We start from the raw sequence: 14,527 nt of genomic DNA, 5'->3' as shown, positions 1-14,527 counted from the left end.
AGGGAAAGATAAATTGATGACTTTAGTGCAGGGAGTTCCTCTTTTATGTCTTCCCCTCGATTGCAACAACAGTTCATCCGCCTGTGGCAACACTTTCAGGGGCAAACCACCGACACCACGCTGCAAGAATTGACCGGGGTGTTGAACTGTTCCCGCCGCCATATCCGCTCATTGCTGAACGCGATGCAGCAGGAAGGCTGGCTCGTCTGGCAGGCAGAAGCAGGAAGGGGAAAGCGCTCGCAGTTATCCTTTGTGTATACCGGATTAGCACTACAGCAGCAGCGTGCCGAGGATCTGCTGGAGCAGGATCGCATTGAGCAGCTAGTGCAGTTGGTGGGTGACAAAGAAGCGGTACGCCAGATGTTACTTGCCCACCTTGGGCGGAGTTTCCGGCAGGGAAAGCATATTCTGCGCATCCTCTATTACCGCCCCTTACGCAACCTACAACCTGGCTCCGCGCTGCGGCGTTCGGAAATGCACATTGCGCGGCAAATTTTTAGCGGGCTGACTAATATAAATGAGGAAAATGGGGAAATAAAACCCGATCTTGCTCATCATTGGCAGATGCTGGCCCCGCTGCACTGGCGTTTTTATCTGCGTCCGGCCATTCGCTTCCATCACGGTCGCGAACTCACGATGGACGATGTCATCACCTCCCTCAAGCGCCTCACCGCATGGCCGCTGTTTTCGCACCTTGAAACCGTCACATCACCGATGCCGTTCGTGATTGATATCCGGCTGAGCAGCCCGGACAAATGGCTGCCGTGGCTTTTGGGCAGCGTACACGCCATGATTTTGCCGCAGGAATGGAAAACGCTACCCGATTTCGCCCAACACCCGATTGGCACCGGCCCTTACGCCGTGGTGCGCAATAACAGCAACCAGTTAAAGATCCGCGCTTTTGATGATTATTTTGGCTATCGGGCGCTGATTGATGAGGTCAACATCTGGGTACTGCCGGACGAACCGGAGGAAATGCCGGTCTCCGTCCAATTCCAGTCTGATGATTCCCGCCATGAACAGTTGGAAAGCCGGATGGAAGAAGGCTGCTATTTCCTGCTATTCGATAAGCGCTCACCGCTTGCTGAACGCCCGCAGGTTCGCCGCTGGCTCTGGCAGGTCTTTAACCCAATTTCGCTACTCAGCCACGCCGATGCCAGCCACCAGCGCGACTGGTCCCCCGCTTACAGCCTGTTGCCACGCTGGCATCATCACCATCCAGACGACCGCCAGCCTATTCCCGCAGGGCTGACGCAGGTGACGCTGACTTTTTATCATGAGCACCCTGAGTACCGGATATTAAGCGAGATTATGCGCGCGCTGCTGGCGCAGCATGGCGTCACGCTGCATATCCAGACGGTCAGCTACGAAGACTGGTATCAGGGCAATGCCGAAAGCGATATCTGGTTTAGCAGCGTGAATTGCTATTTACCGCTCGAGTTCTCCCTGTTCGCGATGCTCTACGAACTCCCACTGGTGCAGCACTGTCTGGATGACGATCTGCATGCGGACGCACAGCAGTGGCGCAATCACTCGCTGCCGATGGCGGAATGGTGTGAAAAGTTGATCGGTAGCGGCCAGGTGCACCCTCTTCTGCATCACTGGCTACAGCTTCAGGGTCAGCGCAGTATGCGCGGCGTCAGGATGAATATGCTGGGCTGGTTTGATTTTAAATCCGCCTGGTTTGCGCCGCCGGAACGCTGAGAGTCTTTCGCTGTGCGGCCAGGATTTCGGGCATTAAGGCTGCATTTGCAAAAGTGCGGAACACGTTGAATCGCGCCGCACTATTCTGTCTATTTTTGCACATGCATTCGTAAGAAATGCTCGACGTCGACCGTCTCGTAACCATTACGTTCGTTGAAGGTGCCGGATTTGTCCCACCACATTCCCTCACCCAACGCAAACGCTGCACGATAGCGGGCCATTACGTCATCCGGAGCAGTTTTCAAATCCGCCCGCAATTTATCCAGAGTCCATACGGTCTTCTTAAATGCTTTCCCCGTGACCCGTTCGACGACATCGGCAAGTTGCCCGTATGAGATCGTGTCACCTGCCACGTAAACAACCTCATTAGCCAATCGTGGTTCAGCCAGCAATATTTCAGTCGTCAGCCAGCCAATGTCCTCGGGGATCGTCACTGTCACTTTGGTATCCCAACTTCCCAAGCCATGAAGGGTTCCACGCTCCAGATCCACCACGTCGAAGGCTGGCTCAAACAGGAAACTCGTGAACATACCAGTCGAGACAATCACCCATTTGGTACTCAGTTGGCTACGTAGCAGCTGCCTCACGTCGTACTGTTCATCAAAAACCGGATGGCCGCTGTTTCGGCCCACAACATCATAATCAACACCGAATTGCCAAGGGAAATAGCGCGCAACGTTGGCAGCCAACACCGCTCTGGTTATTTTCATCTGAGTGCCCGGCCCTGCCACAAATCCCGAACAATTCAATACCGTCTTATAATTCCTGAAAAGCTCTGTCAGGGCGTGTTCATCAGAAGCCAGGTCGAACCCCATAACGTCAATGCCTAGTGCGCGGAGTTCAGCCAGCTTTGCCCTATCCTGCACCGACGGATCGTTAATAGTATCCGGTGAAACGAGCGCCGTGACCGACAACGCCGAGGCTCGCGCACGCGGGGCGAGAGCACGTAAAACCGCCATACCGAGCTGTCCTGCGCCAAGAACAAGAATGTCCTTCAGCGCTGATCCGCTGTTATTCATTTTTTAACTCCTTCGAAATTTCAAATTATCGACATCATAGGGAGGGATGAATTTCCCCTGTGCATTCAGTTTGCCAATGTGTCCCTGAGCTGATAACTCTTGTAAAAATCAGCCCTCTCAGAGGTGGAGTGTTATGTTATACAAGAATGCGCGCATGATAAGATTCAGCCACATCACTTCATAATTTGAAAAAATCAAACAATTAAGTGATGTAGCCGCTGATACGATAGGTACGCCGTATACACGTCTTATCAACGTTTCATAGCAAAATGAGGAGACATCGTATGGATCGGTTTCAGGCCATGGAAATATTCATGCGAGTGGTCGATGCGGGTAGTTTCAAAAAAGCGGCGGAAACCATGCATGTTTTACCCTCCACCGTAACCCGCAGCATTAAGGAACTCGAATCACATCTGGGGGCTCGGTTACTCAACCGAACAACACGAGCGCTCAGCATTACGGATGTTGGCCTGCGCTATTACGACAGTTGCAAAGCGATCTTGCATGATGTGCACGCCGCTGAAAGCGTAACGGCACAACAAAAGGAAGAACTGCATGGAACGATCAGAATCGGGGCGACATCTTCTCTGGTCAAAAATTTCCTTATCCCCACGCTGCCCGACTTCTTTGAACGTCATCCCGGAATAAAGTTGGACTTCCACTTGGGTGATGCCACCGTGGATATCGTCCAGCAGGGTATCGATTGTGTCATCAGAACCGGAGAACCGCCGTTATCGCGACTGGTCGCACGGCGACTCGGTACGTTCCAGTGGTATATTTGCGCGTCTCCACGCTATCTAGAGAAGCATGGTTACCCTACAACGTTAGACTCGCTCAAAGAGCACACCGCAGTAGGATATACCCACAGCCGGACAGGACATTCAGCTCGCTGGGATTTTCACGATGGATCGCGCACCGTAGCGATTCCAATAACAGCACAGATCAGCGTCAATGACACTGATGCCTATGTTGCCGCTGGTGTAGCCAGTTTGGGGCTAATACGCATTGCCAGCTATATGGTGCCCCAGCAACTTGCTGATGGACATCTTGTCAGGCTACTTCCTGATATCAGTGCCCCGCTTGAACCTCTTTTCATTCTCTATCCACAAAGCCGCCACCTCTCGCCCGCGATCCGCGCCTTTATCGACTGGTGTACTGCGCGGATCGGGAAAGAGGCCGTTAAATGGTGAATGACCACAAATAGGACACAAAAGCCGTCACGTTAAGCGAAGTTGTGAGCATACGGCTGTCACACCGCAGTATCTGCACGAGCCTATAGGGCTGGTTTGATTTTAAATCCGCCTAGTTTGCGCCGCCGGAACGCTGAGAGCCTTTCGCTGCCCGACTTAACCCTTTACAATGTGCCGTTCTCAACGGGGTGCGGAAAATTTTTCGCTGAGAAGATACCCGTCGAACCTGATCCGGTTAATACCGGCGAAGGGATTTGAGAGTGCTGCTTATTGCTGCCTCAAAGTCCTTTGCCACCCTATGATTCTCAGGAGTGCAAAGTGTTAAATCAATTATTACCGCGTTCAGCCACCGTGCTGAAAACCAGCCTGTCTTGCCTGCTACTGCTCTCAGCTTCGGCTTTCGCCAAACCTGCGTTGACCGTTTATACCTATGACTCATTCGCTTCCGAGTGGGGTCCAGGTCCTGTCATCAAGACCGCGTTTGAAAAAGAGTGCGAGTGCGAGCTGAACTTCGTCGCGCTGGAAGATGGTGCTTCGCTGCTGAACCGTCTGCGTATGGAAGGCAAGAACAGCAAAGCGGATATCATTCTGGGGCTGGACAACAACCTGTTGCAGGCGGCGGAAAAAACTGGCTTGTTTGCACCACACAATCTGGACACCCGCGCCGTTACGGTACCGGGCGGCTGGAACAATAAGACGTTCGTTCCTTATGACTACGGCTATTTCGCGTTTGTGTATAACAAAAACACGCTGAAGAACCCGCCGAAAAGCCTGCATGAGCTGGTGGACAGCAACGAACCGTGGAAAGTGATCTATCAGGATCCACGCACCAGCACGCCGGGGCTGGGTCTGCTGCTGTGGATGCAGAAAGTGTATGGCGACGATGCACCGCAAGCCTGGCAGAAGCTGGCGAAGAAAACCGTTACCGTCACCAAAGGCTGGAGCGAAGCTTACGGTCTGTTCCTGAAAGGGGAAGCCGATCTGGTGCTGAGCTACACCACGTCGCCGGCCTACCACATCATTGAAGAGAAGAAAGACAACTACGCAGCAGCGACCTTCAGCGAAGGGCACTATCTGCAAATTGAAGTCGCCGGGCAGTTGGCTTCCAGCAAAAATCCCGAGCTGGCAAAACGCTTTATGCAGTTCATCCTGAGCCCAACTTTCCAGCAGGCTATCCCTACCACAAACTGGATGTATCCGGCGGTTAAAACTGATCTGCCAGCAGGCTTCGCGACGCTCACAGTGCCGGAAAAAGCCATGCAGTTCAGCGCGCAGGACGTTGCTGACCAAAGGACGCAGTGGATTCAGGCATGGCAACGCGCCGTCAGCCACTGATCGGCGGACGTCTGTGGCCAGGGCTACTGGCCACAACGCTGTTAATTTCCGTTGCCGCACTGGCTTTCGGCGCCCTGTGGCTACAGGCACCCGAAAGCCAGTGGCGCACGCTATGGCATGACAGCTATCTCTGGCATGTCATTCGGTTTACCTTCTGGCAGGCCTTTCTTTCTGCGCTGTTTTCTACCGTTCCGGCCATTTTTCTCGCCAGAGCGCTGTATCGACGACGCTTTCCCGGCCATCGCTGGCTGCTGCGCCTGTGCGCGATGACGCTGGTGCTGCCCGTGCTGGTGGCCGTGTTTGGCCTGCTCAGCGTTTACGGTAGACAAGGCTGGCTGGCCTCCGCGCTGGGCTGGTTTGACCTGAAATATACGTTTTCGCCCTATGGGTTGCAGGGCATCCTGCTGGCGCACGTCTTCTTTAATCTGCCGCTGGCAACCCGATTGCTGTTGCAGTCGTTAGAAGGTATCGCTACTGAGCAACGTCAGTTGGCCGCGAATCTGGGTATGAACAGCTGGCAACATTTACGCCTGCTGGAATGGCCAGCCCTGCGCCGGCAGATTTTACCCACTGGCGCGCTGATTTTTATGCTCTGCTTCGCCAGCTTTGCCACAGTGCTGTCGCTGGGCGGCGGCCCGCAGGCAACCACAATCGAGCTGGCTATCTATCAGGCATTAAGCTTTGATTACGATCCGGGGCGCGCGGCGCTGCTGGCGTTAATTCAGATGGTTTGCTGTCTTGGTTTGGTACTGCTGAGCCAGCGATTGGGGCGCATTCTGCCCGTCGGCAGCACACAGCAGCTTGCCTGGCGCAACCCGCAGGATAGCGTCTTAAGCCGCCTCACCGATGGCCTGCTGATTGGTGCGCTGTTGCTGCTGGTCGTCCCTCCTTTGCTGGCCGTGGTAGTGGATGGCGTGAACCGCTCTCTGGTTACCGTGCTGCAACAGCCTGTGCTCTGGCAAACGTTGTTTACCTCGCTGCGCATTGCCTTAGGCGCGGGGCTGCTGTGTCTGGTACTGACCATGATGCTGCTCTGGAGCAGCCGCGAGCTCAAGTTACGCCAGAAGCCGCTCTACGGGCAGTTGATGAACCTGAGCGGTATGCTCATCCTCGCCATGCCCGGGATTGTGCTGGCAACCGGCTTTTTCCTGCTGCTGAATAACAGCATCGGGCTACCGCAGTCCCCTTACGCGCTGGTGGTGTTCACCAACGCGCTGATGGCAATCCCGTACGCGATCAAAGTGCTGGAAAACCCAATGCTGGACGTTGCCGAGCGTTACAACCGGCTCTGTACGTCGTTGGATATTCGCGGCTGGCAGCGATTGAAGCTAATTGAACTCGCCGCGCTGAAACAGCCGCTGGCGCAGGCGCTGGCCTTTGCCTGCGTGCTGTCGATCGGTGACTTCGGCGTTATCACGCTGTTCGGCAATGAGCAGTTCCGCACGCTGCCGTTCTATCTGTACCAGCAAATTGGTTCCTATCGCAGCGCCGACGGCGCGGTCACGGCGCTGCTGTTAATGCTGCTGTGCTTTATGTTATTTACTCTGATTGAGAAACTGGCGGGCCGTCATGATCGCGCTTGAGAAATTGACCTACTTTTATCAGCACTTGCCCATGCGTTTTGATTTTCACGTCAAACCGGGCGAGCGCATCGCCATTCTCGGCCCCAGCGGCGCAGGGAAAAGTACGCTGCTGAATCTGGTTGCCGGTTTCCTGATGGCGGACAGCGGGGAATTACGGCTTAATGGTGAGTCTCACCGCGAGACGTCTCCCGCTAAACGACCGGTTTCGATTCTGTTTCAGGAAAATAACCTGTTTCCTCATCTGACGATCGGGCAAAACATCGCGCTGGGGCTTCATCCCGGCCTGCGCCTCAGTGCAGAACAGCGTGAAACACTACGGCAGATCGCCGACCGGGTTGGTCTGGCGGATCTTCTGGATCGTCTGCCCTCACAGGTTTCCGGCGGGCAGCGCCAGCGTGCGGCATTGGCACGCTGTCTGGTGCGCCACCAACCCATTCTGTTGCTGGATGAACCGTTTTCGGCGCTCGATCCGGCGCTGCGTCAGGAGATGCTCGATCTGGTTGAAAGCGTGTGTCAGGAGCGTGAATTCACGCTGTTGATGGTGTCCCACAATCTGGATGATGCCATGCGGATCGCGAAGCGTACGGTGCTAATCGTGGACGGGCAGATTTATTATGATGGGCCGACTCAGGCGCTACAGGATGGCAGCGCCGAGGCGGCCGCCATCCTGGGAATTTCACGTCCGCCTTCGGATTGAGAAATTAAGGCAAAGCCTGATAGCGCAGGTTACTGAACGTGACCTCACCCTCGCCCGAAGCATACAAAGCAGGCCGCAAACTGAGGAAGTCATACGCGACGTTGTGATGGTAGCCGGATACTTCCATCTGCACCGGGTATTTCTTCCACGGCTCCTGATCCGAGGTTCGGGTGTAGAACGTCACGATATGGCGATCGTTTTTCATCCGAATCTGCACCTCATTGCCCGCAATATGCGGCAATTTCTTCTCCGCCCTTTCCAGCCCGTAGCGATGCATGACGGTGCCATCCTGATTAAACGACAGCCCGACGTACAGCTTCGCGTTGTAGAACAGCAGTAAACCAGCCTGCGCGCCGGGAGCAAAGTTCGCCGTCACTTCAATCTGGTAAGCCTGATCGCCAGGGATCATCGTCAGCGGCGCGCTATCTTTCGGCGACGTGCCTTTTGCCTTTAGATGCAACTTACCGTCGCTCAGCGTAACCCGCTTTAGCTCTTCTGCATTCGCGCGGTAGAAATGCCAGCGTGCCGGAAATTTCTCGTCGGTAAAGCTATCAGACCAACCAATGCCGTGAGGCACCGCTTCGCCCCCTGTCGGCTTGCGAATCGGTTTACCGGTATCGAATCCGGCAGACGTAAACCATCCGTCATCGCCCCAGACAATCGGTTCCAGCATCGCCTGCCGCCCCAGCGTCATAAAGCCGTTTTCATAGCCGTGATACACCATGTACCAGTTTTTATCCGGTCCTTCGATCAGCGTCGCATGGCCGCGCGACCACCACTTCTCTGAACGATCCTGCGTGCGGATAATCGGGTTATGTGGCGAGTTTTCCCACGGGCCGTTGATCGATTTAGATCGTGCGGCAATCACCATGTGCCCGGTCGGTGGCCCAGCCGTTCCGCCTTCCGCCAGTACCATGTAGAAGTAGTCGCCGTGGCGCAGCATCTTCGGCCCTTCCTGCGAGAAGCTTTCCACATCCCACTCTTCCGGGTACTGCCATCCCTGATAGACCACCGCCATGTCACCAATCGTCGATAGCCCGTCGTCTGTTAACTGCACGCGGTTGCCACCCGACATAAAGATATAACGCTTACCGTCCTCCCCTACGACGTGGCCGGGATCGCTAGCCGGGTTTTTCAAGCCAGTGTCTTTCGGCGGCGTCCACGGGCCGTGGATATCATCGGCGGTAATCACATACAGCGTTTTCTTTTTCGTCCCTTTGGCGTCGATAATCCGGTTGGTGGTGAAGTAGATATAATATTTGCCGTTGTGTTTCACCAAATCCGGTGCCCAGATCGCATCGACAGGCGTCGTTATCGCCGGGCCGAGCGGTTCCCAGTTCACTAAATCGCGTGAATGCCAAATCAGCAGTCCAGGGATGTCATCAAATGACGAGAAGGTCATGTAATAGTCATCCCCATCCTTGATAATCGTGGGGTCGGGATGATCGCCCGCAATAATCGGATTGAGATAACAGCCATTGCCCAAATCCGCCTGACGCTGCTGTTCAATACCCCGCATCCATTCATTGGCAGGGCCAGCCTGACAGGCCATCGCCGTGCCGATACCCATTGCCATCAATAAGATACCGCTTAATACGCCTTTCCCTACCGCTCGGGACACGCCCATTTATCACCACCCACTATCCCAATGATTATTTTATAATTTATAACATTGAAACCCTGTTCCAATTGTGAAAACAGTCACGCTTCTCTCGGTTATACGGCGAAAAATCAAGCGGTAATAACACCGTGCAACTTTCAATATATTGTGACCAATTCGACATATTCAGTTTTTATCCCTTGTAGGTATTGTGTCTTTTTGTGCTGCTGTGCTTATATGAATTGGCGATTGAATAACTCATTCAAACACAACACTCGACCGCAATTAGTTCGAACATAAATAACTCGAACATAACTAACTTGAACATAAATAGGATTCCCGTGACGCACTACACTTCTTCCACTTCAGCACTACTACACACCGCGCATGTTGACGCGGTCGTCGTCGTGCGTGTGGTCGTCGTGGTCGTCGTCGGCAGCGCGCCGTAACGGGTTCCGAATCGAAGATTCTCAAACCCCGCCGGCGCAAGCCGAGCGGGGTTTCTTGTTTCTACCCTCCCCGCTCCGACACCGCACCGGCCCTGATGAAGGATGTAAACATGCGTTATACAGGCGCTCAGTTAATTGTTCGGCTGCTCGAACAGCAGGGCATCACCACCGTAGCGGGCATTCCCGGCGGCGCGGCCCTGCCGTTATATGATGCACTGGGTCAAAGTAAGACTATTCGCCACGTTCTGGCTCGCCACGAGCAAGGCGCTGGATTTATGGCACAAGGCATGGCGCGAGCCAGCGGACGCGCTGCGGTTTGTATGGCTTCCAGCGGGCCGGGGGCGACCAACCTGCTCACCGCCATCGCCGATGCCAAACTGGATTCGATCCCGCTGGTGTGTATCACTGGTCAGGTGCCTTCCAGCATGATCGGCACCGATGCGTTTCAGGAAGTCGACACCTACGGCATTTCTATTCCCGTCACCAAACATAACTATCTGGTTCGCGACATCAACGAACTGCCGCGCGTGATTCCAGAAGCCTTTCGCATCGCACAGTCAGGCCGTCCCGGTCCTGTGTGGATCGATATTCCAAAAGACATTCAGAATGCGACCATTGAGCTGAGCGAACTGCCGGGCGTCTTTCCTCTCGATACGCCACCCGCCATCGCTCAGCAGGAAATCGAGCGTGCTGCGGCCATGATTAATGCGGCTCAGCGTCCGGTGCTCTATCTGGGCGGCGGGATTGTTAGCGGCGTCGCGCACGAACAGGCGGTTCAACTGGCGGAACGTTCCAGCCTGCCCACCACCATGACGCTGATGGCGCTGGGAACGATGCCCGTCGATCATCCTCTGTCGCTCGGGATGCTGGGCATGCACGCCGCACGATCAACCAATCTGATCTTACAGCAGGCAGATTTGTTAATTGTGCTGGGTGCGCGTTTTGACGATCGCGCGATCGGGAAAGCGGAACAGTTTTGCCCGCAGGCCAGCATCATTCACATCGATATCGATCCCGCCGAGTTGGGCAAGATCCGCCAGCCACACGTGGCGATCAACGCGGATGTCGCACAGGCGTTGGATCAGCTGCTGCCGCACATTACACCGCAGCAGCGTGATGTCTGGCGTACCACCGTACGCGGGCTGCAACAGGAATTTCCTTTCAGCATGCCGGGCGCTGACGATCCATTAAGCCATTACGGTCTGGTTCAGGCCACGGCACAGGCGCTGACGGATGATGCCATCATCACGACCGATGTCGGGCAGCATCAGATGTGGGTTGCGCAGTCTTATCCGCTGCGTCGTCCGCGCCAGTGGCTGACATCCGGCGGGTTTGGGACGATGGGCTTTGGCCTGCCTGCGGCGATTGGCGCGGCGTTGGCTGAACCGGATCGCACTGTGGTGTGTTTCTCGGGTGATGGCAGCCTGATGATGAATATTCAGGAAATGGCGACGGCAGCAGAAGAAGGACTTAACGTAAAAATCGTCCTGATGAACAACCAATCGCTCGGTCTGGTTCACCAACAGCAGGATATGTTTTTCCAGAAGCGCATCTTCGCGGCCGATTACCGCTACAGCGCGAATTTCCTCGCGATTGCCGCAGGTTTTGGCTTTGCAACTTGCGATCTGAACGCCGCCGCCGATCCACAGGCCGCGCTGCAAGAGATGCTCAATCAACCAGGTCCTGCGCTGATCCACGTACTTATTGACGCCAATGAAAAAGTGTTACCCATCGTGCCACCGGGCGCCGCGAACATCGATATGATCGGAGATTAATGACTATGTCAATTCAACCAACTTCGCTAACGCAAGCAACGTCAAATCAGGTCACACTGGAACTCTCGGTGCGCAACCACCCCGGTGTGATGTCACACGTTTGCGGCCTGTTTGCCCGCCGGGCATTTAACGTGGAAGGCATTCTGTGTATGCCGCTGGCAAATGGAGAGGAAAGCCGGATCTGGCTACTGGTCAAAGATGACCAGCGGCTACAGCAAATGATCAGTCAGGTGGAAAAGCTGGAAGACGTCCTTCAGGTTCGCCGTCACGGTGAAGAAATGCGTATTTTTGAGCAGGTCGCCGAGTTCTACTGCTAAATGGCTTGGCCGGGTCTTCCCGGCCTGCCCAACATTACCCGTTTAACACCTGCCATAGCAGATGGCGGTAAACTGGCATCAGCGGGTGCTGAATCAGTACGACCAACAAGGCAACCGCCGCCACGGACATCACGGGCGCGACCCAGCGTAGGCGTCTGAGCGGCATCTTTCTGCTAAACCAGTCATGATGTTTACGCTTATCACTGCGCCACCAGCGCCAGTTTAGCCAACCTGCGCCCCACACCATGATGGCAGTAATCAGCAGCAGCCATTTAAATCCTGCGCTATTCGTCCCCGCTGGAATATCAATCGCGACACCAGCCAGAATGCCCGGTAAGAAATAGGCCGGCGGCCACAGCAGGCAGCCGATGATATTCGGCACGGCAAATTTATAAGGCGGTAACCCCAGCATCCCCGCCACCATAGGGATGAGCGGACGGGTCGGGCCGACAAAACGCCCGATCAGTATCGTCGGCATCGGGTGCTGATACAGGGCATATTCGGTTTTACTCAGCAGCGCCTGATGCTTTTTCAGGAAAGACCAGTTATGCAGCGGCGCCTTAAAACGCATGCCAATGAAATAGGAAATCCAGTCCCCTAGCAGGCAACCGATAATCCCTGCCCCCCACGCCGGGTAAAGCCCCATTTGTCCGCTGCCGATCAGTGCCCCCAGCGTTGCCATCATCACCGTTCCCGGCAACAGCAGCCCTACCAAAGCCAGAGATTCCAGAAAGGCAACCAGCATGACGGCGATCAGTGAATACGCTAGCGATTGGGTAACCAGATGATCCAGCCACGCTTCCATAAAATCTACCCGTACGTTATAAAAACAAGGATTGTCTGGATCATAGCAGAAGCCGTCAACTCCTGATTTCACCGCATCATTCGATTGTGGCTACGGTAAAAAACCAACACACCGGATTACCACGCGATTTCGCCTCTCAGGCGATAACGATCGCCGCCTACTAGCACGAAACCCAGCAATATCCTACTGAAAATATGTAGCATAGTTTATCTATCCCCCGTTGAAACGATCTCAGCTCGCAGGTATAGAAAGCCTGTACGTTCTGATAAATATCAACTATTCCCCTTATCAGGGCATACGCAATATCATTTTCCAATTCAAGCCGTTAGCACGACTTCAGTAATGTCGTTTTATGGTCAATTCTTTTGCACCGACGGGCATCAACACTTATGATAGCGGTCATTTTTTGCCACCGTGCCACACTGCCACTATGTTTTTTAAACTATTCAAACATGTCGGATTACGACGTCTTATCCTACTCCTGGCAGTGGCGAGCGCCTTGGTAACACTGGCAAACAGTTTTTATGCCAGCTATCGCGTCCAACGAGAGCTGCTGATTGATAACACCCTCGAAGCCAACCGCGTTTACGCCACCAAGCTCGCGGCAATGACCCATTCCTTCTTTAAGGAATCCCAGCAGCAGCTCGCCTACAGCGCCAATATCGTCGCCACTCAGATGGATGATAAGGTCGGTCTGTTTAAAGAAGCCGAGCGCCTGCGGCTACAAACCAGCAATTTCAACTCTGTCGTCATTGCAGATGAAAAAGGGATCGTCAGAGCCACATCGCCCGATACGTTCCAATTAATCGGGAGAAACCTGACATCAGAAGGCGCTCTCGAAGCCTTGAAAGAAAAGCAGCCGCTTATCAGCCAGCCCTATGTCTCCGCCGCCAATAACCTCATCGTGCTGATATCTTCGCCGATATTCACACGAGATGGTCGCTACAAGGGGTTTATTGGCGGGTCTATCTATCTTAAGCAGCCCAGCGTTCTCAATACGCTCTTAGACAAACACTATTACCGCGATGGTTCTTATATTTATGTCACCGATAAGAACAAAAAGATGCTGTATCACCGTGACGTGGAGCGTATTGGCAAAACAGAAACCAATAATCTGCAGATCGATGCGCATCATGAAAATAATGGCAGCCAGCATATGGTGAACTATCTGGGCGAAGCCATGCTGGCGGGTTACGCAGTTGAAGCCACCTCACAGTGGCAGATTGTGGCGCTTCGCCCGATGGACATCACGCTGAAACCGCTCGATAGTCTGATGCTGAACGTGCTGCGCCACACGCTTCCGCTCGCGCTGTTGACCATCTTCTGCGTCTGGCTGCTGGCCCGACTCATCGCCCAGCCGCTGTGGCTGCTGGCGCGCAGTGCCAATAAGATGGATGCACTCGATGTCTCCGACGACATCAGAAATATCCACTCCTGGTATTTCGAAGCCTCGCAGCTCAAACAGGCGATGCTGCTGGGTATCGATTTACTCCAGCGCAAAATTGGTAAGTTGCGTTCTGAAGCACACTCAGACCCCATGACCGAACTGCTCAATCGTCGTGGGTTGGATAGCGTGCTCCGCTACTGGCAAATGGGGCAGAAAAGCTTTGCAGTCATCGCGCTGGATATCGATCGCTTCAAGCGCATCAATGACACCCACGGCCACGATGTCGGCGACAACGTCATTCGCTATCTCTCACAGCTCATTCGCACCAGCTCACGCGATTCCGACATTCTGTGCCGCAGCGGCGGTGAAGAATTTTTGATTCTACTGCCGGAAACCAGTCTCGACGTCGCACTCAGCATCGCTGAACGGCTACGGCAGCGTGTGCAGGAATCGACCATTCCTGTCGTGGGCAATATCACCATCTCATTAGGCGTTGCCCTGTGGGAACCGGGCGTCAGCGATATGCCAATCGATCGCACCTTCAAGCTGGCAGATGAAGCCCTGTATCAAGCCAAGCAGGAAGGCCGCAACCGCGTGGTCTCTGCCTCCGGCAACGAGCGTTAATCCAATTTCCCCTTATTTTATATAACAGGTGATGTCGCTAGA

Annotated in this window: 11 protein-coding genes and 1 riboswitch; of the genes, 8 read left to right on the top strand and 3 right to left on the bottom strand. The window is 54.3% G+C overall.

The window, feature by feature from the left end:
• Positions 1-45 precede the first annotated feature (45 nt).
• Positions 46-1,704, top strand: a complete 1,659-nt coding sequence (gene sgrR / locus QWJ20_RS13315) for an HTH-type transcriptional regulator SgrR (protein WP_433992724.1) — start codon at positions 46-48, stop codon at positions 1,702-1,704.
• An 89-nt stretch (positions 1,705-1,793) separates the two neighbouring features.
• Here the strand turns inward: sgrR and QWJ20_RS13310 are convergent, their stop codons facing one another.
• Positions 1,794-2,723, bottom strand: coding sequence for an aromatic alcohol reductase (locus QWJ20_RS13310; protein WP_433992723.1), 930 nt, complete (start codon positions 2,721-2,723; stop codon positions 1,794-1,796).
• Positions 2,724-2,992: 269 nt separating this feature from the next.
• Here QWJ20_RS13310 and QWJ20_RS13305 point away from each other — a divergent pair, with 269 nt between their 5' ends.
• The 4 genes from QWJ20_RS13305 to thiQ all read left to right on the top strand — a co-directional run bounded on the left by QWJ20_RS13305 (position 2,993) and on the right by thiQ (position 7,528).
• The gene (locus tag QWJ20_RS13305) at positions 2,993-3,913 is read left to right on the top strand and encodes a LysR family transcriptional regulator (RefSeq protein ID WP_433992722.1); all 921 of its coding nucleotides are present in this window, start codon (positions 2,993-2,995) and stop codon (positions 3,911-3,913) included.
• A 174-nt stretch (positions 3,914-4,087) separates the two neighbouring features.
• Positions 4,088-4,184: riboswitch (TPP riboswitch) on the top strand.
• An 80-nt stretch (positions 4,185-4,264) separates the two neighbouring features.
• Positions 4,265-5,248: a thiamine ABC transporter substrate binding subunit gene (gene thiB / locus QWJ20_RS13300; protein WP_433992844.1), complete on the top strand. Its 984-nt coding sequence runs from the start codon at positions 4,265-4,267 to the stop codon at positions 5,246-5,248.
• Positions 5,224-6,831, top strand: a complete 1,608-nt coding sequence (gene thiP, locus QWJ20_RS13295) for a thiamine/thiamine pyrophosphate ABC transporter permease ThiP (RefSeq protein WP_433992721.1) — start codon at positions 5,224-5,226, stop codon at positions 6,829-6,831. Before thiB ends, thiP begins: the two co-directional genes overlap by 25 nt.
• Positions 6,818-7,528 carry a thiamine ABC transporter ATP-binding protein ThiQ gene (gene thiQ, locus QWJ20_RS13290; protein ID WP_433992720.1) on the top strand — a complete coding sequence of 237 codons (711 nt, stop codon included), beginning with the start codon at positions 6,818-6,820 and terminating at the stop codon, positions 7,526-7,528. The genes thiP and thiQ overlap by 14 nt, the downstream gene beginning before the upstream one ends.
• 4 nt (positions 7,529-7,532) lie before the next feature.
• On the opposite strand, the gene QWJ20_RS13285 is transcribed toward thiQ, so the two are convergent.
• A complete protein-coding gene (locus QWJ20_RS13285) occupies positions 7,533-9,155 on the bottom strand; it encodes a family 43 glycosylhydrolase (RefSeq protein WP_433992719.1) in 1,623 nt (540 codons plus the stop codon).
• A 532-nt stretch (positions 9,156-9,687) separates the two neighbouring features.
• Here QWJ20_RS13285 and ilvB point away from each other — a divergent pair.
• On the top strand, positions 9,688-11,352 hold the full coding sequence (gene ilvB, locus QWJ20_RS13280; RefSeq protein ID WP_182912382.1) for an acetolactate synthase large subunit: 1,665 nt from the start codon (positions 9,688-9,690) through the stop codon (positions 11,350-11,352).
• A 5-nt stretch (positions 11,353-11,357) separates the two neighbouring features.
• Positions 11,358-11,669: an acetolactate synthase small subunit gene (gene ilvN, locus QWJ20_RS13275; RefSeq protein ID WP_039278862.1), complete on the top strand. Its 312-nt coding sequence runs from the start codon at positions 11,358-11,360 to the stop codon at positions 11,667-11,669.
• Positions 11,670-11,703: 34 nt separating this feature from the next.
• Here ilvN and QWJ20_RS13270 read toward each other — a convergent pair whose 3' ends face one another.
• Positions 11,704-12,474 carry a DedA family protein gene (locus QWJ20_RS13270; RefSeq protein WP_095700640.1) on the bottom strand — a complete coding sequence of 257 codons (771 nt, stop codon included), beginning with the start codon at positions 12,472-12,474 and terminating at the stop codon, positions 11,704-11,706.
• Positions 12,475-12,904: 430 nt separating this feature from the next.
• Between QWJ20_RS13270 and QWJ20_RS13265 the strand changes: the two genes are divergently transcribed.
• Positions 12,905-14,485, top strand: coding sequence for a sensor domain-containing diguanylate cyclase (locus QWJ20_RS13265; RefSeq protein WP_433992843.1), 1,581 nt, complete (start codon positions 12,905-12,907; stop codon positions 14,483-14,485).
• Positions 14,486-14,527 lie beyond the last annotated feature (42 nt).

Source organism: Pectobacterium sp. S5 (assembly GCF_051707265.1).
Classification (GTDB): domain Bacteria; phylum Pseudomonadota; class Gammaproteobacteria; order Enterobacterales; family Enterobacteriaceae; genus Pectobacterium; species Pectobacterium polare.
This window is presented reverse-complemented; position numbering and strand designations above follow the sequence as displayed.

Bases quoted from the DNA above. Each gene is read 5' to 3' on its own strand.
- sgrR (WP_433992724.1), top strand. From the start codon at position 46: ATGTCTTCCCCTCGATTGCAACAACAGTTCATCCGCCTGTGGCAACAC.
- QWJ20_RS13310 (WP_433992723.1), bottom strand. From the start codon at position 2,723: ATGAATAACAGCGGATCAGCGCTGAAGGACATTCTTGTTCTTGGCGCA.
- QWJ20_RS13305 (WP_433992722.1), top strand. From the start codon at position 2,993: ATGAGGAGACATCGTATGGATCGGTTTCAGGCCATGGAAATATTCATG.
- thiP (WP_433992721.1), top strand. From the start codon at position 5,224: ATGGCAACGCGCCGTCAGCCACTGATCGGCGGACGTCTGTGGCCAGGG.
- thiQ (WP_433992720.1), top strand. From the start codon at position 6,818: ATGATCGCGCTTGAGAAATTGACCTACTTTTATCAGCACTTGCCCATG.
- QWJ20_RS13285 (WP_433992719.1), bottom strand. From the start codon at position 9,155: ATGGGCGTGTCCCGAGCGGTAGGGAAAGGCGTATTAAGCGGTATCTTA.
- ilvB (WP_182912382.1), top strand. From the start codon at position 9,688: ATGCGTTATACAGGCGCTCAGTTAATTGTTCGGCTGCTCGAACAGCAG.
- ilvN (WP_039278862.1), top strand. From the start codon at position 11,358: ATGTCAATTCAACCAACTTCGCTAACGCAAGCAACGTCAAATCAGGTC.
- QWJ20_RS13270 (WP_095700640.1), bottom strand. From the start codon at position 12,474: ATGGAAGCGTGGCTGGATCATCTGGTTACCCAATCGCTAGCGTATTCA.
- QWJ20_RS13265 (WP_433992843.1), top strand. From the start codon at position 12,905: ATGTTTTTTAAACTATTCAAACATGTCGGATTACGACGTCTTATCCTA.